The organism is Rothia sp. CCM 9419 (assembly GCF_048512815.1).
GTDB lineage: Bacteria > Actinomycetota > Actinomycetes > Actinomycetales > Micrococcaceae > Rothia.
The window spans coordinates 238,391-260,014 of record NZ_JBLXXY010000002.1 but is presented as its reverse complement, the minus strand read 5'-3'; the positions used below and the strand labels follow the sequence as shown (position 1 = coordinate 260,014).

Here is a 21,624-nt window from a genome sequence, read left to right as displayed (position 1 = left end):
CTGTTAGGTTAGTGTTCTTTATTTATTCTCTCAGATACTAGGCTGAGGTGTTGCATGTTGTTGTTCAATGAGGCTGACCTAACATTTAGCGGTGTTTTTAGATGAAGTCTTGATAGAACAAGATTCTTTGTTGTTTTTGTGGTGTTGTTGTCATCCACGCAATAGGTTGTTCGCTGGCATGTATGGATTCTGGTACCTGTTGTTTTCGATGGTATTCGTAAAAGTGTTCGCGTAAGTCTAGGTGTAAGGCTGTATAGGGTATGTATTCGGGTGCGCTTGGATGCGAGATAGTTTTGAGAGGCTTGTTGAGAAGGTTTTGAAGTAGCTGGTCGTCGTTGGGGCCGGTCTGTTCGACGGAGGTGAGGACTGCAGGGTCTACCCAGTAGATGGTGTCGTGTTCTTGGTAGATGGGTACATCATGGTGGTTCCAGGTGCTCAGGAACTCTTGAATAGGTGTTTCTGGTGAAATGCGGATGGTTTTTCGTGACAGTTTTGCTGCGCTGATGGGGTAGTTTCTATTTTTTTGAGTCACGATACGTTGTAGTGCTGGGTATGAATTTTTCCAAAGGGTGATACTTAAGAATGCTGTCACCAGCAGATATATGGGTGAGGTGATATTTTCTGAGGTCACCAAAAAGAGTATGACTAACGGTAAAAGAAGTAATCCGATGAGGGCGGTGTAAAAAATTCCGGTGGATCGTTTTTTGCTGGTAAGAGTGATGAACGCTTCTAGAGCGTGTGCTCCGTCGAGTGGGTATACAGGAATGAGGTTGAAAAGAGCGATGAGGAGGTTAATATGGCTCGCTAGTAGTATTCCTAGTCTGATATTGTGCTCTGTTGTGAGGGGTTCTAGTAGTCCAAGGAGTAGGGCGTACAGGATATTGATAGTTGGTCCGGCAAGGGATATGAGGATAGAACTAAGAGGGCGGCCTTGGTCGCTTCTTGTGATTCCACCCCATAGGGTCATGGAGATGTAGTGAACTTTGAGCTTGAAAAGGTGCGCGGTAAGAGCATGTGCTAATTCGTGGATAAGCACCCCGAGGGCGATAAGTAACGCCAGTATTGTAGAAGTGGTTAGTGCTGCAGTCCAGTTTGTGATGTAGGTTGTTTTTTGGGTGAGGTAAGTGGCGTATCCAAAGATGGTTATTGCCATGAAGATGAACCATGATATTCGAAGGTAGATGGGGATACCGAAGAGTGTTGCGATGTTGAGTTCTGAAGGTCTTCTCAAGGTGTTTGTCCTCGTCCTCATGGTGGTGTGCTAGGCCTTTTCTCACTCTAGTGTATGCGGTGATATCTCACGTGGCGTTGGTGTGAGTCGTGGAAGATAATGGGCGTAGAATATTGTTTGTGTCTACTGCCAAAAATTTTCCTCATAATATTTATTCTCTTTCGGAAGCTGATCAGCAACCATGCACGGTGATGTTATGTGCTTTTGAGGGCTGGAACGATGCTGGTTCTGCGGCGACAGAGGTTATTGACTATTTGATGCGAGTTTTTCCGGCAGAGCCTATTGCTGGATTTAATACAGAATCTTTTTATAGTTTTACGGAGTCTCGTCCTCGTTTGGAGTCTTCTGCTGATGGTACTGGAAAAATTATTTGGCCAGAGCTTCGTTGTGTGGCGTTGCAGGTTCGTGAAAATCTTCAGTTGTTAGTGGTTTCTGGGCCTGAACCGAATGTTCAGTGGCGTAGTTTTGCAACGGCGTTATTGCAGTATGCGCAACAACTTTCTGTTGATCATTTGTTGTTCTTGGGCAGTCTTTTGGAAGAGATTCCCCATACTCGCCCTTTTCCTGTTTCAGTGAGTAGTTATACTTCTAAGTTGCGAGCCTTTGAAGGTGTGCAGGTGCAGTCTTATTCTGGTCCGACGGGGATTGTTGGTGTTCTTGCGTTGATGGCTGAGTCTTATCCTATGACGGATGTGAGTTGTTGGGTGTCTATCCCTCATTATGCGGGTTTGCCTCCTCATCCTAAGGCGACTTTTGCGCTTTTACAGACGGTGGAATCTATTTTGGATATTCAGGTTCCGCACGGTCGTATTCTTCAGGAGGTGCAGGCGTGGGAAGACGGTGCAGAGGCGTTATTGGAGGAAGACCCAGAGCTCGCTGCTTATGTGCGTGAGTTAGAGTCGCAGTCGGAGAATCTTGTGCAGTTCAGTGGCGAAGATATTGCTGCTGAATTAGAGCAATATCTTCGCCGCCGTGAAGAGTAGGTTTTTAGTAACGGATGCCTAAACGTGCGTTAAGAAGGTCTCGGACAAGGTTTCCTCCGCTTCCACCGTTGTGGCAGATGTTATGTGCCCATTGGTCGATGCAGGCAAGGGCCTGTGGTGTGTTGAGATCATCGGCAAGGAGTTCTCTCACATCTTGTATAAGTCTTTGGGCTTCTTCGTCAGTCTCCTCAGGTAGCGCACATTTGAGAGCTTGTTGATAGAGCTCATAGCGTTGCTGCGCATTTTCGAGGAGGTCTTCAGTCCAGAACCAGTCGCTACGATAATGGTTACTCATGATAGCAAGGCGGATAACGTTAGGGTTAGTGCCTTCTTTTCTGAGGGTAGAGACGAGTACGAGATTTCCGAGGGATTTACTCATTTTTTCACCGTCTAGTCCGACCATTCCGGTGTGCACATAGTGGTGAGCCATGGGCTTATTGTTGAGGGTATAAGCATGGCCTGCTCCCATATCGTGGTGTGGGAATTGGAGGTCAGATCCGCCACCTTGAACAGTAAAGGGCGCAGGGAGGAATTTTTGTGCGATGGTGGTACATTCAATATGCCATCCGGGGCGCCCTTTCCCTAGGGTATCGCCGTCCCAAGCAGGTTCGCCTTCGCGGTGAACACGCCACAGTAGAGGATCTAATTCGTCTCGTTTACCTGGGCGTTGAGGGTCTCCCCCGCGTTCTCCGAAGATATTGAGCATCTGTTCTCTGGTGAGTCTGCTAATATCTCCGAGTTTCCAGTGTGCGGGATCTGCTGGTGCGTAGTGTTCTGCTGCTTTGATATCGAAGTAAATGTCACCGTCAGGGTGAGTTGTGCCGTTTTCGTCGGTGTACCCTGGCACCGTATAGGCAATATTTTTTGAGAGTAGTTCTGTAACAGCTTCAACGACCCAAGGAATAGATTCTACGGCGCCAATATAGTGGTTAGGTGCAATGATGTTAAGTGCTTGCATATCGCTTCTGAACAGTTCAATTTGTTCTTGGGCGAGGTCTTCCCAGTTCACTCCGGTAGCTTCAGCTCTTTCTAGTAACGGGTCGTCAACGTCGGTGACGTTTTGGACGTATGTTACTGGAATTTTTGCATCGAGCCATGCACGGTGTAGCACGTCAAAAGCAACATAGGTAGAAGCGTGCCCCATATGGGTTGCATCGTAGGGCGTAATACCGCAGACATACAAGCTTGCAGAGTTCTGAGGAGTTTTAGTGACTGTTTTTTGACCTGTTGAACTGTCAAAGATAGTAGGTTGTGGAGCTTGTCCGGGCAGTGTCGGAACCGATGCATATTCCCACGCTCTCATCAGATGTCCTTTCGTTGTGTGTTGTAGTTCAAAGAATACCCGCTTACCTCTAGATGAGGTAAGCGGGTACAGTCTTTCGTGATATTTCACGCAATATTATGGTTGGGAAAGTAGTTTCTCAAAGTGTTTAGGCATGCGCTGATAGTACGCCGAAGCCTAAAAGGACATATAGTGTTACACCAATGGCAATACGGTACCAGACAAAGATGGTGTAACTGTTATGTGATACGTATTTGAGGAACCAACCAATAATGAGGTATCCGACCACAAATGCAACCAATGTTGCGACCATCGTCGAACCAAAACCATAGTATCCGTTGAAGCCTTCCGAAAGGCTACCGTAGAGCTTGTATAGGCCTGAAGCGAATACTGCGGGGATAGCAAGAAGGAATGAGTATCGAGCAGCTGCTTCACGAGTGTATCCCATTAACAGACCTGCGGTGATGGTTCCGCCAGAACGTGACACTCCCGGAATCAGCGCGAGCGCTTGAGCGAAACCATAGATGATACCGTGTTTGACGTTAAGTTTATCGAGCGTTCGTTGTTCTTTGCCGATACGGTCAGCAATAGCGATGAATACGCCAAAAACGATAAGCATGGTAGCGGTAATCCATAAGGACCTAAAGGTGGTGTCGATGTATTTTTCGAGCCCTAAACCTAAAAGACCGATAGGGAGTGAACCGATAATGATAAACCAGCCCATGCGTGCATCTGGATCTTTTTTATCGACAGTTCCTCGTAGAGAACCAAACCATTTACTGATAATGCGTACGATGTCACGCCAGAAGAATACTAGTACCGCAGATTCTGTGCCTAACTGGGTGATAGCGGTAAATGCTGCACCAGGGTCAGAAGTATCTGGTAAAAGCTGGCTAACAAATCTAATATGACCGGATGAAGAAACCGGTAGAAACTCTGTAAGACCTTGAACTAAACCAAGGATTATTGCTTGAATCCATTCCACTTAACAGACTCTAGCGGTTTAAATTCGACACAGCGACCCTATGATGGGTCGCTGTGTCGAGTTTAACAATATTTTACGGATTGAAAGAATAGTTAGCTTTCGTCTTCGTAATCGATCTCTTCTTCGTCAAAGTCTTCGTAGTCGTCATCATCATCTTCGATGTATACCTCAAGAGGTGTTACTTCCTCGTAGGTGTCAAAGAGGACTTCTTCATAACGCTCAAAGGCATTAGCAATAGCCACATAGGCGTTATCAATTGCAGGGTCATGTTCACCGCGTCGGTTAACGATGGCGGTAAGATGCTCTTCAAGAGCACTGGTAAAAACTGACAGTGCAGCGCGAGGGTCGTTACTCATATATAGAACGTTATCGTGAAATGTAGCTGCACGGTACTATTTGGGAAGAAAAGTTCTAAGAACGTGAGATAACGTACTCAAATACACAAGCTTGCCTTCCCATTTAAAAACTGATTTACCCGCTGTTTAAAGAAAATAAACGGTGGTAGAACAATTTTTGCTCTACCACCGTTTACTTGGTAATGCTGAGGCTTAGTACCCCAAAGAAGCGAGAGAAGCGCTAATAGCGTCAGCAGAGTTCTTGAGTTTTTGCAGTTCTTCATCGTTAAGTGGCATTTCAAGCACTCGTTCTACCCCGTTATAGGAAAGTACCGATGGTAAGGAGACAGCGGCTTCACTATTAATGCCATAGTATCCCTTCAGCTGAGTAGCTACAGGCAGGACAGCTTGTTCTCCTTGCAAAATGGCTTCTGCAATACGAGCGGCAGAAATGCCGATGGCGTAGTTAGTGGAGCCTTTACCTTCAATAACACGGTATGCGGCTTTCATCGCTTCCTCACCAAGAGCAGTTTTGACCTCATCGGTGAAGACGCGCTCGCCGTTGGTGGTCCATTCGTCAAGGGGGACAAATCCGATGTTAGCGCTTGACCATACTGGAAATTCTGAGTCACCGTGTTCGCCGATAATGTTCACGTGAACAGATTTGATAGCCACACCAGCTTTATTTGCGATGAGCCAACGTAGGCGAGAAGAATCTAGGGTAGTTCCGGAGGCAAAGCAACGGCTAGTGGGTAGTCCGGTAATTTTTTGTGCAACAACAGCTAGAACGTCGCAGGGGTTGGTGACGATCATGAGCATTGTTTCGGGTGCTACTTCCATGACTTTGGGAAGCATTGCTTCAAAGATTTTTACGTTAGCTTCAGCTAGTTCTAGGCGTGGTTGCCCTGGTTTTTGTCTCGCTCCAGCTGTCACGATGATGAGGTCGCAGTCTCGTAGCACTTCAATATCGTCACCGCCATAGACGATTGCTTCGGAGGCGAACATGCTTCCGTGAGCGATATCGAGCCCTTCGGCGGTTGCTCGCTCTCCGGCAATGTCGTAGATGGCGATTTCGTCTGCGGTACCGCGTAATGTTGCCGCATAAGCGACGGCGGAGCCTACTCCGCCTGCACCAATAACGCCAAGCTTGGTTCTCTTGTGTGAGTGTGAAGCCATGATGGCTTTCCTTTCAATTTTGATGAGCTGGGACATGGCATAACAAGTATGGCACGAAAAGATGAGGGTTTATGTTGGATTTTTGGGTTTTTGTTTGATGATTAGCGGGCAAATAGTTGACAACCGCTTCAAAAACCCGCTAAAAAACAACGCTTAAAGGTTACTTTTTGGCATTGGTCACATTTTCTATCATGAAAAAAATATTACAAAACCTTTAGTAAATATGACAGAATCGCCACATCCAGCATTGTGAACGATTATTACTCGGCACTATTTGTACCATTCGTCACAATATTCTTCTTAGAGTCTAAGACACTAATAGTCAAAACTGGTGCAGAAAATCAACTAAAACCAATCAAAACAACAATTTTATGGTGGACTCAACCGCCGAAAACATCCAAACATTTCACTAGTGAAAGATAAAACAACAGTGATAACTTCAAATATGGCATCTAACCACACACCATATATTCCCTTTCACAACACATAAAGATGCCCCTTGCTTCACCCGAAAGGAACGCCGCATGTGGCAACAGATTTATGACCCACTCAGCTCAAGTGCGCTCTCAGCCGTTATCGCAGCACTACCAATTATCATCTTTCTTCTGGGACTAACGGTCTTCAAACTCACTGGTATCAAAGCAGCAAGTATTTCTCTCGCCAGCGCCTTAATCATCGCTGTCGCTGTCTTCCACATGCCGTGGACAGCATCCTTATCTGCACTAACATATGGTGCACTCGGTGGACTATGGCCTATTGGATGGATTGTTCTCATGGCGGTCTGGCTCTACCGCATTGCAGTCAGAGCTGGAAACTTCAAAATTATTCAAGATTCTATCTCCGCCGTATCAGCTGACCAACGTATCCAAGTCCTCCTCATCGCATTCTGTTTTGGAGGGTTTCTTGAAGGTGCCGCAGGCTTTGGCATCCCCATCGCAATCTGCGCTGCACTTCTCGTAACATTAGGATTCGATGCTATTAAAGCTTCTGTCTATGCTCTTATTTCAAATGCTGCTTACGGAGCATATGGAGCCATCGGTATTCCTGTTATCGTCGGAGCAAAACAAGGATCCGTCGAGCTATCTGCGTTAAGTATCGAAATGATTCTCACGATTCAGCTCACGACCGCACTTATTCCGCTCATTCTCGTCTTTGTTCAAGACGGAATCCGAGCAGTCAAAGAAACTGGGCTCATTGCACTCATTATCGGTTTTGTAGTCTCAGGGTTACAGGCACTTATGCTTTGGACGCTAGGGCCAGAGCTAGCAGATATCATTCCGCCCCTTATTGGACTCGTAATCCTCGCCCTTGTGATGCGCCGTTGGCAACCTGCGCATATCTACCGAGAATCTGGGGCACCAGAAATTACGTCAGAAAATGCCCCAACATTTACAGCTGTAGAAGTAGCAAAAGCATGGAGCCCTTTCTGCATTCTCTCTGGAATGATTCTGCTCTGGTCTACACCTTTTATGAAAGCTCTTTGGGCTGTCGGCGGGCCATTAGACTTCACAACCATTAAGTTCTCTATGCCCTATCTGCACCAGGGTATTCTCCAAGTAGCCCCTATTGTTGCAGAACCCAAACCGATGTCGGCAATCTTTAGTTGGGGCATCCTTTCCGCTTCAGGAACCGCTATTTTTATTGCAGCGTTACTAACCATTGTTACCTCAAATATCACCATCGGCGCCGCTCTCCAAGAGCTCCAAGGAACGGTTAAACAGCTATGGAAGCCTATTGTGATGATTTGCCTCGTTATGGCGGTAGCAAATGTCATGAATTTTGGAGGCCTTAGCTCCTCTATCGCTCTAGCAGTTGCTGCAGCAGGATCTATCTTCCCGTTGCTCTCCCCTATTATTGGCTGGATTGGTGTATTCGTAACGGGATCTGTCGTTAATAACAACACCCTCTTTGCCGCATTACAGGCAACCACTGCACAACAGATTGGAACAAGCCCCACCCTTCTCGTTGCGTCAAATACTACAGGTGGCGTGATGGCTAAAATTGTTTCCCCGCAATCCATTGCTATTGCAGCCGCCTCTGTAGGACTATCTGGTGAAGAGTCAAAGATTACTTCTGCAGCATTTAAATACAGTGTCGTGCTCTTAGCATGGACGTGCCTCTGGGTCTTCGCTCTATCGCTGGTACTCTAAAATTCCTTCATATCCAGAAAAACCCTGTTGGTACCTCACCTTGATGAGGCACCAACAGGGTTTTCTTTAATCTACAGTAATTAACTGTTTTTCTTCTTCTAAGCAATTATCCTTATTAACTTAGGTGCCCCTAAATAATATGTGAGGAAATATGAAACATCTGTCAGTATCTCTTGCTGTAATTCTTCTGACCTGCAGCGTGTGCGCATGCAGCAGTTCTTCTCAAAAATCAGAGAGTCCCGACCAGTCAACCAACACAACAGTGAACAGCTCTAATGCACCAACAAGGCAGAACACAAATACTCAAACCCCAAATTTGACGGGCACGTGGAGCCAGAGAAACCCCAAAACTGATGGCGTATGGTTAGAAGCTCTTGTTCATGACAACACTATTAGCATCCATTGGGTTCATGAAGAAGATGGAGCACACACTTTGTATTGGAAAGGTAGCTTTGAGGCCCCTCAGACAGCAGGTGACTACACATGGGTATCGCAGACAGCAGTAGAGAAAGATACAGAGTCTTCTCAAACCTCACGTGAACTGACAAAAACTTTCCGATACTCTCAAGATGGAACCTTGCATTACACTGTCACAACACCTGATGGTGACCAAGAAGAGGTCACAATGCAAAAACCCTAGACGGTAGTCACGTGAATATATCTTGAGCGGGTAGCTATTAGATATAGGTTACCCCTCCCCTGATGTTTATAGTGCTTTTAAATGCATTGAATCCCCCTACGATAACCGTAGGGGGATTCAAATTTGTTGTGCGCGGAGGGGGACTTGAACCCCCACCCTCTAATACGAGGACTAGCACCTCAAGCTAGCGCGTCTGCCTATTCCGCCACCCGCGCAGGTGACATAGTGATGTTGACTTTTCGTAACATCTCTCGACAACAGGTAATAATCTACACGACCCGAAACCGGGTTGCAACTCGAAACAGCATTTTTTACAGCGATACTCGTCACATACATGCTAGCGGTAACCATATTTACAGAAAAACACCTAGTCAAGAGCATATTTAAGAGAATAAATTTTTTACTTCACCTAAAAACTCCTCATCAGTCCCATCTATCCGATACATTAAAACTGTGATGAATGAAAACCTAACTCAAGAAGAAGCCAGCGCCAGAGCAGAACTACTCACCGTCGACAGCTACGATGTGCTCATCGACCTTACCTACGCCAAAGACACAACATTCGACTCCTACCCCGTAGTAACAACAGTCCGTTTCACAGCAACAGAAAATGCCGAAACCTTTATCGACTACATCCACCACAGCGTTGAAAGCGTTAAACTCAACGGAAAAACACTCAACATTAATGACTGTGTTATAGGTTCACGCATTGTACTCACCGGATTACGCGCAGAAAATATCCTCACCATTCATGGGCGCTCATTCTTCTCACGCTCGGGCGAAGGACTACATCGTTATCTCGACCCCAAAGACGGAAAAATCTACCTCTATACCCAATACGAACCAGCAGATTGCCGTAGAGTCTTCCCCAACTTTGAGCAGCCCGACCTCAAAGCAATCTTCAACTTCCGTATTACAGCCCCTAAAGATTGGGTTGTTTCATCGAACACCCCACTCATAGAAGAAATACCAGACCCCACAGACGAAAACATCACCAAACGAGTTTTTGCACCCACCGAAAGAATCTCAACCTACATTACGGCAATCCTTGCAGGCGAGTATTTTGCCGCATATGACCACTACACCCCACACACAGAAGCCTCAGATTCATCATTCGAGCTAGTGGCTTATTGCCGTCACTCTCTGAAAGAATATTTTGATTACGACAATATCTTTACCATCACTAAAGCAGGACTAGATTTCTTCCAGACGCTCTTTGACACCCCATACCCCTACCCCCAATACCAGCAAGCATTCGTACCCGAGTACAACCTTGGTGCCATGGAAAACCCTGGGCTTGTGACCTTCACCGAATCCTATATTTTTGAATCTGGAGCGACAGAAGCCCAATATGAGGCACGGGCAAACGTTATCTGCCACGAAATGTCTCATATGTGGTTCGGAGACCTCGTCACCATGAAATGGTGGAACGACCTATGGCTCAAAGAATCATTTGCAGAATATATGGGCACTCTTGGAGCACATGAGGCGGCAGGCTTTAATAACGCTTGGGTCTCCTTCGCTAACCAACGTAAAGCATGGGCATATACTCAAGACCAGCTTCCAACGACCCACCCCATTGTGGCAGATATCCAAAACCTTGAAGCTGCAAAACAAAACTTTGATGGAATTACCTATGCAAAGGGTTCCTCAGCACTCAAACAACTCGTTTCCTACGTTGGATTTGACACCTTTATCGCCGCATCACGTCTTTATTTCCAACGTCACGCAGGTTCAAACACCACCCTCAACGATTTTCTTAAAGTACTCGATGAATGCTCTACCGAAGACGTTTACACATGGGCGCAAGCATGGTTACAGACGAGTGGGTTAAGCACCCTCATCGTGGAACGTCACTATACTCAGCAACAAGAGTTTAAATCACTCACGCTCTCGCAGGTTCTACCAGAGGATGTCCCTTCAGAGCTCGGCAGGCCCCACCACCTGCTCCTAGAAACATTCCAGCTTCAGGAGAATCAGCTTATCTCAACGAGCCTTATCGAATGTTCTATTCCAGCTGGCCCCGTTGAAGACATGGAATTGCCACTCAATGAGGAAGAAAGAGCACACGTCGCGCAAGCAGATCTTTTGGTACTCAATAGTGGCGATTTGACCTACGCTAAAACTGTCATTAGCGAGGAAAACGGTCGAGAACTTGCACTATCACATGTACACACTATTGCAGATCCTCTCACACGAGGCATTATCTGGAGCAGCCTGTGGAATCAAGTCAGAGACGGATCCCTTGAAGTTGAAAAGTTTTTAACAGCAGTCGAAAAGTCACTCGGCTCAGAACCAGTCTCAGTGATTCTTTCAAACCTCTTAGCTCAAACAAACCTTGCTATTTCAAGTTATGCACAACCGGCTCTCCGAAAACAGCTATGGAATCAGTTCACAGATTCTCTTAAAACAGCCTTGCATCAGGCGCCGGAGGGAAGTGATGAGCAGCTAATCATTACTCGCGCTTTCTTAGAAGCAAGCACCCACAGTCTCAACGGAGAATCCCTCGTACGCCATATTGCTCGTTATGCTAGCTCTGAAGAACCCACCCTCTCCACCGAGATTCAAGGGCTAAAACTTAACTCCACGTTAGGGTGGAATGCTCTCATCGCTTTAAGCGTTCATGGGCTCACCAGCGTAGAAGAACTTCAACAGCAACAACAGCAGTTGCCCGGTTCCATCTCCGAACGTAGCTATGCGCAGGCTCAAGCTTCCTTACCTGATCAAGATGCTAAATTGGCAGCTTTTGAACGTGTTCTGACCCAAACAGATGTATCGAACGATATTCTCACAGCAACAGCACGTGGATTCCAGCATGGAGGATATCGCTTATGTCCGTCATTGGTTCAGCGGTACTTTAGCTCCCTCAACGAAGTATGGACAACCCGTTCCATTGGCATGGCGACACGCGTTGTCTCGGGGTTGTTCCCTCCGGTCAATTTCCACACTGACCAAAAGATTGAGCAAAACCCTGTTATTTTAGGGGCACAACAGTGGCTTGACGATAATCACGAAGCGCCGGGTGCATTACGTCGTTTGGTTCTAGAGCATCTCGACCAAAGCCAACGTGCACTCAAAGCACAGCAATTCAACGCAGAGTCTGTGTAAATACTCTCATCTGAAAAACTTGTTACCGGTTTAGCACTAAATTGTTAGTGCTAAACCGGCAATTCATGAGAAGCTATTAGGTGAGTAAAACTGTAGGATAAAGGAGCAACACTTTGACCGATTATGCACTGGGTGATCGTGGAACAGTTGAAGTCATTACTCATGACTTCTACGATGCCGAGATTCTTCAGGTCTTTGAAGAGCTCCAGATGGACCGTGAACGAGTGTGGAACGGGCAAGCCCGTCTAGTACCAGAGCCAGATAACCCCTATGAACCGGGAAGTATCGCTGTTTACGTTGATGAACTCAAAATCGGCCGTTTACATCCTCAAGATTCTAAATCCTATTGGAATCCCATTACTCGCGTTATCGCCTCTGGGTATGATGCAGTAGCACATCTACAGCTTTCCGCGGTTGCACGGAGAAAATCTGGGCACAACATGATTGAAAGCTCAGGCATTCTTTCGCTGAGTGCACCAGGATCTTTGTTCCCGCTCAATAATGCGCCCACGCAAGCTACTCTTCTACCTCAAGGCCCTTCAATGAAGGTTCTTGACGAGAAAAACCATGCAGAATATCTTCATTCAATTCTTCCACCGAGCGGTGAAGGACGTGTCATTCTCACGCTTGAAGCAAACCGTCTACGCCAAGGTGACGGTAACTTTATTGACTCCGTAGAAGTATTCCATGACCGTAAAAAAGTAGGGCGTCTGAGCACTCAGATGTCTGAACAATTAGCACCGGTCATTCGCTATGCATTTGAAAAAAATAAGCTCACCAGTGCGTGGGGAACGATTCGTGGAAATTCTTTTGAACTATCACTAACCGTACAGGCTGTTCGTGCAGAAGATTTACCATCAGAATGGTACGAAGAGTTGCCCAACAACGTTCCAGAGCTCTTAGACCCAGCTGATGACTACGAAGTCACAACGGTTTATGTGCCGACTCAAGGTGAAATTGACGCTCAGACTCCTCAACGGAAAAAACGTTCTGGCTTTGTGAGCCCGTTCAGTTCTTCTCGCCATCATTCAGATGAAGAATCGGTAGAAGAACACGATACGTTGGCTGATCTAAACCCCAACCGACGAGTATCCATTTTGATGGGAATCGTTGGTGCAGCAGTGTTACTCTTTGGGGTAGTTCTTGTCTTCTCTTATCCGATGCTTGGACTGATTAGCATTGTCTTAGGTTTCTCTTTGGCACTTCTTGGTCTTTTTATGGGAAGAACACCCGAAGATGATGAAAGCTATGAACATTACGATGAAGATGATGTAGAAGAACACGAAAAGTAATTATTGCTCCTCAATAGACTTTTGAGGGGTCTTCTTCCACTGTGCGTGTGGAAGAAGACCCCCTCTATTTTTGTCGAGTAAATAGGTAAGGCGAATACGAGAAGTCTCGTATCCGCCTTACTGACTCATTTTTTCATCGAGTTCTTATGCAGTTTTAGTCTTCACCGTATACCGCTGTATATGAGCCCATCGTGTGAGAACGTAATGCTTGTGAGAGTGCAGCTGTAGCGTTGCTATCAAGCACTACGATAGATTGCCCATCAACAGACCAGCCCGTTCCCGCGTTAGGAAGGGTGAGCATATGCATCCGAGTACCACCAGAGGAGATATAGGGTGCTCCCATGGAGAAGAGCGCAGATGCGCTCAACCCGCTATCTACCGTTACATAAGGAGCAATAGAATCAATCACGGAGCGAAGCTCTGTTGCGCTGGTGAAAGCTCCCTTAGAAGTAATTGTTTGGAGCAAACCGCGCATAAATGCACGTTGGTTACGTACACGTTGGTAGTCACCGTCGCTAAAGGCGTAACGTTGACGGACGAAAGCAAGAGCTTGGTTACCATTCATATGGTTAGGTCCTGCAGTGAAGCTATAAGAATCAGCAGTAAAGCTGAAAGGAACCTGTACAGTTACACCTCCGAGCGCGTCAGTCAGGCTTTTGAAACCAGAAAAGTCAATCTCAGCAACGTGGTCGATACGCACGCCAAGGAGCTGTTCGAGTGTTGCAATTTGTAGTCCGACACCGCCGTAGTTCAGGGCAGCGTTAATTTTTGCTGCACCGTATCCGGGAATGTTAACCCATGTATCACGCATAATGGAGATCAGGTAAGGGTCAGCTCCACCACCGGGAACGTGAAGAATCATAATGGTGTCAGCTCGCTGTCCACTCACATGGATTGATTCTGCTGTTCCGGCACGAGAGTCGCTACCTAGGAGCAAAATATTTTTTGCTCCCGTTGCTGCGGGACGAGGAGTGACAGCACCACCCTCAACGGAGTTTGGGATACCATCGCCATCAGAATCATGTTCTGTGACGTTATTAATACCTTGTGAATTAACGATTTTCCCTTTATCGCGTGATGCACGAGTATTTGAGGTATCTGAATCGTGCTTCTTTTGAGCATCTTCCGATTTGTGAGAATCTTTAGATTGTTCCTCGTCTTTGTCCTTCGTACCTTCTGTCTTCTCTTGATCAGAAGATTCCTCGTGTTTGCCTTCTTCAGACTCAGTTACCTTAGTCTGCGCAGCTTCGTAATTTTTCTTGAACTCTTTGAGAGTTTCTTCATTGACAGCACCGTCGTCGCCGGGAAATACCTGTTCTTCGCTAAACTTCTGAGTGCCGTTATTCCATGCGGAGCTGATGGAAGCGACATAGGAGCAGCCGGCAATACCGAGAATCAGCAAGAGGGTGAGTAAAACACCCAATGTGATTTTTCCTTTTTTGCTTTTTTTCTGTGGGGCTGTCTCCGGTGAGGGTTCTGCCATATGAGTGTTCTCCTAGGTGTGAGTGTTCTTCGGTGTGATACGACGATAGAAAACAGAGTCGTTCACTTTCATTGTAGCTACCGAATATAGAAAAACACCCCACAACAGGTGACAAAAACCTGTGTGAGGTGTGATTCTGATTTCTCAATCTAAACTTATGCGGATTTACCGAAGTTCTTGAAGCGTGCGTTGAAGCGCTCAACACGACCAGCGGAGTCCATAATACGCTGTTTACCAGTGTAGAACGGGTGGGATTCAGAGGAAATTTCAACCTCAACAACAGGATATTCGTTGCCGTCTTCCCATTTCTCAGTTTTCGCAGAAGTCATGGTTGACTTGGTAAGGAAGCTCTTGCCAGATGCAAGGTCGCGGAAAATAACGGGATTGTAGTCTGGGTGAATTTCAGCCTTCATAATTATACTTTCTTTAGTGCTTCTGGATTTTGCCAGAAACTATGATCAGTCACTGAAACGAATGTTTCAGTAGTTTTACAACCAGCTAACAACAATAGCACTTCTGAGACACAGATGGCGTACCAACGCCAAGAAATACGTCACTTTTGATAGCGTGTCTCCCAAAATGCTACGGCACTAGCGGCTGCAACATTGAGAGAATCAACCTGACCTGCCATTGGAATCATCACGGTATCTTGGGCCGCAGCCAAAGTTCTAGACGCCAGCCCATGACCTTCAGAACCAAAAATCAGTGCAAGCTTTTTATCATCACGTGCAGACAATTCCGAAAGAGATAAAGAATCTTGAGACAAAGCAAACGCTGCACTACGAAAACCTAATGAATGAAGCACATCAAGATCTTCAGGCCATGACTGAAGACGACCCCACGGAACTTGAAATACCGTTCCCATCGAAACACGAATAGAACGACGGTACAGTGGATCAGCACATCGAGGAGTCACTAGAACCGCATCTACTGATAAGGCTGCAGCCGAACGAAAAATAGCACCAACATTCGTATGGTCCACAATATCTTCTAAAATTGCCACACGATGAGCACCAGAAACCAAAGAATCAATGCTCAACGGCTCAGGGCGGCGTACCGCGGCAAGAGCACCACGATGTAGATGGAAGCCGACGATTGCCTCTAGTTCGTCTTCGCTGCCGACGTAGCAAACAGCCTCGGGGTGAGAAATAATCACATCGAGAAGATCATCCGCCCATTTTTCGCTCATGACCATAGCTACGATATGGTGCCCTGCAGCAACTGATCGGCGAATAACCTTTGATGATTCTGCAATATAGATACCCCATTGAGGTTCTGCCAGCTTCCGCAAATGAACATCAGTCAATGCGTGAAAGTATTCTCGGTGTTCAACGCTCATCTCAGCGATCGGAAGAACATTTGCGCAAGAGAATACTCGCTGTTTTCGCTCATAAATATCTTGCTCAGAAAGCTGCTTTTTTCTACCCATGATGAAAAAGGTTCTTTCTTTGATTTAGAACACTATACATGACAGCTTAAACTGTGCATTAAGAGTTTTTTGCGAAAGCAGAATAACGCCCTTGAGCGTTAATGGTCAATTCAAAATCCATACCATACGTTTTTTTCAAGTTCTCAGCCGTAATGGTTGTAGCAATATCGCCAGAGGCGATAACTTCACCTTCACGGAGCAAGAGAGCATGGGTAAAACCAGCGGGAATCTCCTCAAGATGATGAGTGACCAAAACAGTCGCTGGAGCATATGGGTCTTGTGTTAGATGATGTAGGCGTTGCACTAAATCTTCACGTCCAGCAATATCCATACCAGCACCAGGCTCATCTAAGAGAAGAAGTTCTGGGTCTGTCATCAATGCTCGAGCAATCAACGTACGTTTCTTTTCGCCTTCAGATAGGGTCCCGAAACGACGTTGCGCCAAATCCGCGATACCCCAATCACGTAGCAATTCTTCTGCACGTGTGTCATCTAACGCATCGTATTCTTCGTTCCAACGACCAGAGACTGCATATGCTGCCGTTAATACGACGTCGAGTACTTTCTCCTCATCTGGAATAGTCGCAGCAAGTAAGGAGGAAGAAATACCAATACGCGGACGCAAGTCAAAGACATCTACGGCACCAAGAATCTCATCAAGAATATCGACCATCCCACTTGTTGGGTGCAAACGTGCACCAGCAATAGCAAGAAGAGTAGATTTTCCTGCCCCGTTCGGACCAAGGACAATCCATTTCTCTCCCTCGTTAACCGTCCAATTAACATGGTGCAAAAGATTCTTTTGCTGACGGACAACATCTACCTGTACAAAATCAAGAACTGCGCTCATATCTTTAACTCTAACGGTTCTCAACACTCTCTTTGGACATTCAACGAACAATACTTCTGTTATATGGCCATAGTTACGCTCTCTCACTCATCAAGCTGAGTACACTAACTCTTATGAGCATTGCCGTACGTATAACTTCCTTATGCACCGAACCAGAGTTCTTCTCGCAACAACATACCCACCTCTCTCAGACCGTTTCAGCTATACCCTCTTTATCGGTAGATTCCCACCAAGTATCAGAGGTGTTCTCCCCCATTCACCATTTGCAAGAAGCCTCTGGCCCCGGTTACCAGATGGTACAGGTCCGTGCACAATATGACGGCTCGATACAAGAACTCCGAAAAGAACTCAACCAACAGGTGACGAATACTGCAAGGTTAAGCATTCATGCCGTCCAAGAAGAACTCTATACACCAGCAAAAAAGCTCATAGTTTTAGATGTCGATTCAACGCTTATTCGAGAAGAAGTTATTGATGAGCTGGCACGACACGCTGGCAAAGCAGAGCACGTTCAGGAAATCACTGAGCGCGCAATGAACGGGCACCTTGTGTTTGAGGAGTCGCTCAGGGAGAGAGTGAAAGCGCTCGAAGGCGTTCCCAAGCAAGCTATTGAACATGTCATACATCAATTAACGCTCTCGCCCGGAGTTTTACGTCTTATCGAGGCTCTCCACTCAAAAGGTCATAAGATTGCGGCCGTCTCTGGTGGTTTCACCCATATTCTTCACCCTTTGGCTCATCGTATTGGTCTCGACTACGCACACGCTAATACGTTAGATATTGTTCAGCAGGTACTCACCGGAAAAGTCATAGGTGAAGTTGTTACACCAGAGGCTAAACGTTTGTATCTTCAAAAGTGGGCTGCAGAAGAAAACGTTCCGCTATCTCATGTTGTTGCAATCGGAGACGGAGCCAACGATATTTTCATGTTGGAAGAGGCTGCTTTAGGTGTAGCTTTCTGCGCTAAGCCTTCACTTCAGTTAGCATCTGATGTTCAGCTCAATTTCTTGCGTTTAGATGCCGTACTACATTTTATGGGTCTTTAAAAAGTCTCTTTCGGTAAGAGTTGTTCTTACCGAAAGAGACTCACAATATTAGGAATTTTTAGTCTTGGATAAAGCCTTGTGCGCCGCCGACTAATTCAATATGCCCGCTGGGGACATCTTCTGTCACCATCCGCGCAATTTCCTGAGCAAACTCATGAACAGTGTATAGTTTTCCGGCTTCTTCACGACGCTGCTCTAGCGCTCCTGGATGCAACCGGTTCAATAAGGTTGCAGTCACAGTTCCCTCAATCATATCGGCTGAAACAACAACCAAAGAGATCCCTTGCTCGTTGAGTGTTGGAACCTCTGCGAGAAGTGCGTCCTCTCCTGCGCGTTTTGATTCTGCCACAGGCTGGTATTCTGCCATGGTAGAAACTTCACGAATAAAATGCGCTTGGTGGCTGGTCACAAAGACGATACGTGCGCCAGGGTTCATATGTTCAGCTGCTAAGCGGGCTAGACGTAGTTGTGAGTCACGGTTGAGAACCATAGCGTAGTCCTCTGGCATTCCACTTTCCATACCGCCTGAGGCGTTAAGAATGAGGTAGTCAATGGGCCCGTATTCTGTAACTGCATCATGGATGAGTTTCTGTGCTTCTGCTTCTATTGTGATGTCTGCACCAATAGCGATGGCTTCGCCACCTGCTTCATGAATTGCGTGTACAACTTTTTGCGCTCTTGGAGCTTTAGAGCGATAGTTAACAACAACCCGTGCTCCTTGACCGGCAAGTATTTCTGCGGTGTCTGCGCCGACTCCTCGTGAAGAGCCCGTAATAATAATGTGTTTTTGCTGTAGTTCTGTCATCGTCTTAGTACCTTTCGATAAAGCGTTGTTAGTGTCCCATGCCTAATCCGCCGTCTACGGGGATTACTGCACCGCTGATGTAATGGGCTTGTTCGCTGGCAAGCCATGTTGCCACGTGTGCGATATCTTCTGGTTCAGCAAATTTTTTGGCGGGGATAGCGTCTCGATATTGTTGCTGAACTTTTTCGGGTAGAGCAGCAGTCATCTCAGTGTTAACAAAACCTGGGGCGATAACGTTAGCGGTGATGTTGCGAGCGCCGAGTTCTCGGGTGATGGAGCGTGCCATTCCGATAAGGGCAGATTTTGAGGCTGCGTAGTTTGTTTGTCCGGCACTTCCGTAGAGTCCTACGACGGAGGAAATGAAGATAATACGTCCTCGTTTCAGTTTGAGCATTCCTTTGGTGGCTCGTTGTACGACGCGGAAAGCTCCGGTGAGATTGGTGTCGATGACGTCGGTAAAATCTTCTTCGGTCATGCGCATAAGGAGAGTGTCACGGGTGATACCTGCGTTCGCGATGAGCATTTCTACTGGCCCGTAGGTTTTTTCGATGAGTTCGTAGGCGGCGTTGATGGATTCGGTGTCTCGTACATCGGCTTTGACGCTGAAGAATTCTTGCGGGGCTTCTCCGCTGCGGTAGGTGATGCAGACGTTGTGTCCTTGGTTTTTGAAGGCTTGTGCGATGGCGTATCCTATACCGCGGTTTCCGCCTGTGACGAGGATGGTTTTAGGTGTTTGTTCTGTCATGTTGTTCTTTTCTGGTGGTTGGTCGTAGTGTCTTGTGGGTAATACTACGCTTTTTGGGCTGTGGTTACTGGAGTTGTTTTTGCTGGTAAAAGCTTTTTCGAGGATATTGTGGGTTTTTGTGGAGAATTCTATTCTTAGTTGCACTTGCTGGTTTAAGTGTCATAAAAGTTGTTGTGTTCTCTGGATAAAGTTCTAGACTGGTGTGTGCGTAGTGCTCTGTGAAATTGAGGAAGGGAGGCGAGATGTCAAAAAAATATTGGACAGCAGAAGATGTTGAGCAGTTAGGGTATGTGGGTTCTTCTGAGCCTGAAGTGTATTCCATTACTCAAGCGCCTAGTCCTCATTCGGAAAGTGTTGATCAACGCTGGCGTTTATATTCAATAAAGATGGCGTTGCGTGTGGTCTGTATTATTGGTGCGGTACTTACGCATGGGTGGGTGTCAGTGGTGTTCTTTATGGGTGCTGCTCTCTTGCCGTGGTTTGCTGTAGTTGTTGCTAACGGTCATCATCGTGGTGCTGGTAGTGATTTTTCGCCGTATGATCCTTCTGAACAACAGCGGTTAGCTCTTGGTGCAGATACAGTGACGCATTCGTCTGAACACGATACTTTTGAGAATGGTTCAGATGATGTGTGGGTGATTGATGGTGAGGTTATTTCCTCGTCAGATTCTTTAGGACGTGACGCGTAGTGGATATTCTTGGTGCTTTATCGGAGTCGGGTCAGCTTCCTGATAGTCCGTTCGAGGCTCCTATGCCTTGTTGTTCACGTCGTGGTTGTCAGGAGTTGGCGCAGTGGAAACTTCTCTGGAATAACCCTAAAGTTCATGCTCCTGAGCGTCGCAAAGTATGGTTAGCGTGTTCTGCACATCGTCAATTTTTAGAGGATTTTCTTGGCTCTCGATCTTTTCTAAAGGAGACTTTACCTTTTTCGGTAGAGGATGAGCTGTAGCGTTCGTTGAGGGTTTTGCTTCACGGTAGACTAGTATGAGGTTCTCTCACGTAGGATGAAGCGAGCGTAATCCCCCTGTTATAGGTTTTGAAAGCATGTGGTGATGGTGTACAGGTTTTTGTTCTCTGGTAAGTGGATTGCTGGTTTCATTTTTTGTGTCTTATTTTCGGTGTTGTGCCTTTATCTTGCTCAATGGCAGATGGGCCGTAAGGAAGCTTTAGATTATAAGAATTCTCTGATTACAAATAATTATCATGCTCCTGCACACTCTTTGGCTGAGGTACCTCATATCTTTGATGATTTTCAGGTATCTGAGCAGTGGCATCCGGTGAGTCTTCGTGGAGAGTATCTTTCAGAGCAGACGCTTCTTGTGCGTAACCGTCCTTTTGAGGGGTTAAACGGTTTTGAGGTGTTAGTGCCTTTTAGAGTATCTGATAGTTCAACGGTCGTGTTGGTTGATCGCGGGTGGATTCCAGCAGATCTTTTTGACGCCGCAGCCGAAAATATCGATATTCCGGTGGCTCCTCAGGGGGAGGTTTCTCTTGTGGTCAGGGTTCATCGTGGCGAGTTATCGACGGGTAAAGATTCTCCGGCTGGTCAGATTCCTTCTATCAATTTGCAGGAGGCTGCAAAGCATACGGGGTTAGATATTGCTCAAGGAGCTTATGGGATTCTGGCAACAGAGTCCCCCGCCCCAGCTATTGCTCCTGAGAAGCTTAAAGAGCCCGAACTAGATGTGGGGCCTAACCTTTCGTATTCTGTGCAGTGGTACGTTTTTGCGGCGATGAGTTATATTGCCTTTATTTGGTTAGCTCGTCAGAAAGTGCGTAATGATGAGATTGACCGTCAGGTGGCTGCAGAGTTAGAGCAGTATTATCGCCAGTTTTATGATGATCAGGGAAATTATATTGGCGAAGAAGATGAAGAAGTTGTTCTTCGTAAGATGGAGATGGCAGATGATATGCCGGCTCATATGAAGTCTATTGTTCGCCCTCGGATTCAGAAAAAACGGGCTCGCCCCAGTGATGAGGAAGAAGAGGATGCTTTATTAGAAGCGTATGACAACCAATAGCTCCCCCAAATAGCGCTCTGATTAGAGAATATGTTATCTTTTATCTTTGCCTTTGATGAGAGT

Annotated in this window: 20 protein-coding genes and 1 tRNA gene; 9 read left to right on the top strand and 12 right to left on the bottom strand. The window is 46.4% G+C overall.

The features are described 5' to 3' along the window. Positions 1–97: 97 nt before the first annotated feature. Positions 98–1,231: a site-2 protease family protein gene (locus ACN08W_RS03085; protein WP_419108774.1), complete on the bottom strand. Its 1,134-nt coding sequence runs from the start codon at positions 1,229–1,231 to the stop codon at positions 98–100. A 119-nt stretch (positions 1,232–1,350) separates the two neighbouring features. On the opposite strand from ACN08W_RS03085, the gene ACN08W_RS03080 reads away from it, so the two are divergent. After that, the gene (locus ACN08W_RS03080; RefSeq protein WP_419107366.1) at positions 1,351–2,214 is read left to right on the top strand and encodes a proteasome assembly chaperone family protein; all 864 of its coding nucleotides are present in this window, start codon (positions 1,351–1,353) and stop codon (positions 2,212–2,214) included. Positions 2,215–2,218: 4 nt separating this feature from the next. On the opposite strand, the gene mshC is transcribed toward ACN08W_RS03080, so the two are convergent. From mshC to ACN08W_RS03060, 4 genes are all read right to left on the bottom strand, one after another. Beyond that, complete coding sequence (gene mshC, locus ACN08W_RS03075) at positions 2,219–3,517, bottom strand: cysteine--1-D-myo-inosityl 2-amino-2-deoxy-alpha-D-glucopyranoside ligase (RefSeq protein ID WP_419108773.1); 1,299 nt, start codon at positions 3,515–3,517, stop codon at positions 2,219–2,221. A gap of 127 nt (positions 3,518–3,644) precedes the next feature. Further along, positions 3,645–4,481: an undecaprenyl-diphosphate phosphatase gene (locus ACN08W_RS03070; RefSeq protein ID WP_419103452.1), complete on the bottom strand. Its 837-nt coding sequence runs from the start codon at positions 4,479–4,481 to the stop codon at positions 3,645–3,647. Positions 4,482–4,573: 92 nt separating this feature from the next. Then, positions 4,574–4,837 (bottom strand): hypothetical protein, encoded by a 264-nt coding sequence (locus tag ACN08W_RS03065; RefSeq protein WP_419103453.1) that lies wholly within the window; start codon positions 4,835–4,837, stop codon positions 4,574–4,576. Between the two features lie 192 nt (positions 4,838–5,029). Then, positions 5,030–5,992 (bottom strand): L-lactate dehydrogenase, encoded by a 963-nt coding sequence (locus tag ACN08W_RS03060; protein ID WP_419103454.1) that lies wholly within the window; start codon positions 5,990–5,992, stop codon positions 5,030–5,032. Between the two features lie 524 nt (positions 5,993–6,516). Between ACN08W_RS03060 and ACN08W_RS03055 the strand changes: the two genes are divergently transcribed. Further along, positions 6,517–8,142: an L-lactate permease gene (locus tag ACN08W_RS03055; protein ID WP_419108772.1), complete on the top strand. Its 1,626-nt coding sequence runs from the start codon at positions 6,517–6,519 to the stop codon at positions 8,140–8,142. Between the two features lie 151 nt (positions 8,143–8,293). After that, positions 8,294–8,782, top strand: a complete 489-nt coding sequence (locus ACN08W_RS03050) for a hypothetical protein (protein WP_419108771.1) — start codon at positions 8,294–8,296, stop codon at positions 8,780–8,782. A 129-nt stretch (positions 8,783–8,911) separates the two neighbouring features. On the opposite strand, the gene ACN08W_RS03045 is transcribed toward ACN08W_RS03050, so the two are convergent. Continuing rightward, a tRNA-Leu gene (locus tag ACN08W_RS03045) sits at positions 8,912–8,997 on the bottom strand. A gap of 241 nt (positions 8,998–9,238) precedes the next feature. Between ACN08W_RS03045 and pepN the strand changes: the two genes are divergently transcribed. Together pepN and ACN08W_RS03035 are read left to right on the top strand one after the other, a co-directional pair. Beyond that, on the top strand, positions 9,239–11,890 hold the full coding sequence (pepN, locus tag ACN08W_RS03040) for an aminopeptidase N (protein ID WP_419108770.1): 2,652 nt from the start codon (positions 9,239–9,241) through the stop codon (positions 11,888–11,890). A 113-nt stretch (positions 11,891–12,003) separates the two neighbouring features. Beyond that, positions 12,004–13,182, top strand: a complete 1,179-nt coding sequence (locus tag ACN08W_RS03035) for a hypothetical protein (RefSeq protein WP_419108769.1) — start codon at positions 12,004–12,006, stop codon at positions 13,180–13,182. A 154-nt stretch (positions 13,183–13,336) separates the two neighbouring features. Here ACN08W_RS03035 and ACN08W_RS03030 read toward each other — a convergent pair whose 3' ends face one another. From ACN08W_RS03030 to ACN08W_RS03015, 4 genes are all read right to left on the bottom strand, one after another. Beyond that, positions 13,337–14,665, bottom strand: coding sequence for an LCP family protein (locus ACN08W_RS03030; protein WP_419107368.1), 1,329 nt, complete (start codon positions 14,663–14,665; stop codon positions 13,337–13,339). Between the two features lie 155 nt (positions 14,666–14,820). Further along, entirely contained in the window at positions 14,821–15,078 is a 258-nt protein-coding gene (locus ACN08W_RS03025; RefSeq protein ID WP_419101742.1) for a type B 50S ribosomal protein L31, read from the bottom strand. A 140-nt stretch (positions 15,079–15,218) separates the two neighbouring features. Continuing rightward, the gene (locus tag ACN08W_RS03020) at positions 15,219–16,094 is read right to left on the bottom strand and encodes a TrmH family RNA methyltransferase (protein WP_419108768.1); all 876 of its coding nucleotides are present in this window, start codon (positions 16,092–16,094) and stop codon (positions 15,219–15,221) included. Positions 16,095–16,152: 58 nt separating this feature from the next. Next, positions 16,153–16,944 carry an ABC transporter ATP-binding protein gene (locus tag ACN08W_RS03015; RefSeq protein WP_419103460.1) on the bottom strand — a complete coding sequence of 264 codons (792 nt, stop codon included), beginning with the start codon at positions 16,942–16,944 and terminating at the stop codon, positions 16,153–16,155. Between the two features lie 113 nt (positions 16,945–17,057). On the opposite strand from ACN08W_RS03015, the gene serB reads away from it, so the two are divergent. Continuing rightward, positions 17,058–17,990 carry a phosphoserine phosphatase SerB gene (serB, locus tag ACN08W_RS03010; RefSeq protein ID WP_419108767.1) on the top strand — a complete coding sequence of 311 codons (933 nt, stop codon included), beginning with the start codon at positions 17,058–17,060 and terminating at the stop codon, positions 17,988–17,990. A 58-nt stretch (positions 17,991–18,048) separates the two neighbouring features. Here the strand turns inward: serB and ACN08W_RS03005 are convergent, their stop codons facing one another. Then, entirely contained in the window at positions 18,049–18,795 is a 747-nt protein-coding gene (locus ACN08W_RS03005; RefSeq protein WP_419107371.1) for an SDR family oxidoreductase, read from the bottom strand. 28 nt (positions 18,796–18,823) lie between these two features. Continuing rightward, positions 18,824–19,540 carry a beta-ketoacyl-ACP reductase gene (locus ACN08W_RS03000; protein ID WP_419107372.1) on the bottom strand — a complete coding sequence of 239 codons (717 nt, stop codon included), beginning with the start codon at positions 19,538–19,540 and terminating at the stop codon, positions 18,824–18,826. Positions 19,541–19,782: 242 nt separating this feature from the next. On the opposite strand from ACN08W_RS03000, the gene ACN08W_RS02995 reads away from it, so the two are divergent. From ACN08W_RS02995 to ACN08W_RS02985, 3 genes are all read left to right on the top strand, one after another. Then, positions 19,783–20,229: a DUF3099 domain-containing protein gene (locus ACN08W_RS02995; RefSeq protein ID WP_419103464.1), complete on the top strand. Its 447-nt coding sequence runs from the start codon at positions 19,783–19,785 to the stop codon at positions 20,227–20,229. After that, positions 20,229–20,489, top strand: a complete 261-nt coding sequence (locus ACN08W_RS02990; RefSeq protein ID WP_419107373.1) for a hypothetical protein — start codon at positions 20,229–20,231, stop codon at positions 20,487–20,489. The genes ACN08W_RS02995 and ACN08W_RS02990 overlap by 1 nt, the downstream gene beginning before the upstream one ends. Positions 20,490–20,592: 103 nt before the next feature. Beyond that, a complete protein-coding gene (locus ACN08W_RS02985; protein WP_419107374.1) occupies positions 20,593–21,561 on the top strand; it encodes an SURF1 family protein in 969 nt (322 codons plus the stop codon). The last annotated feature ends 63 nt before the right edge of the window (positions 21,562–21,624 follow it).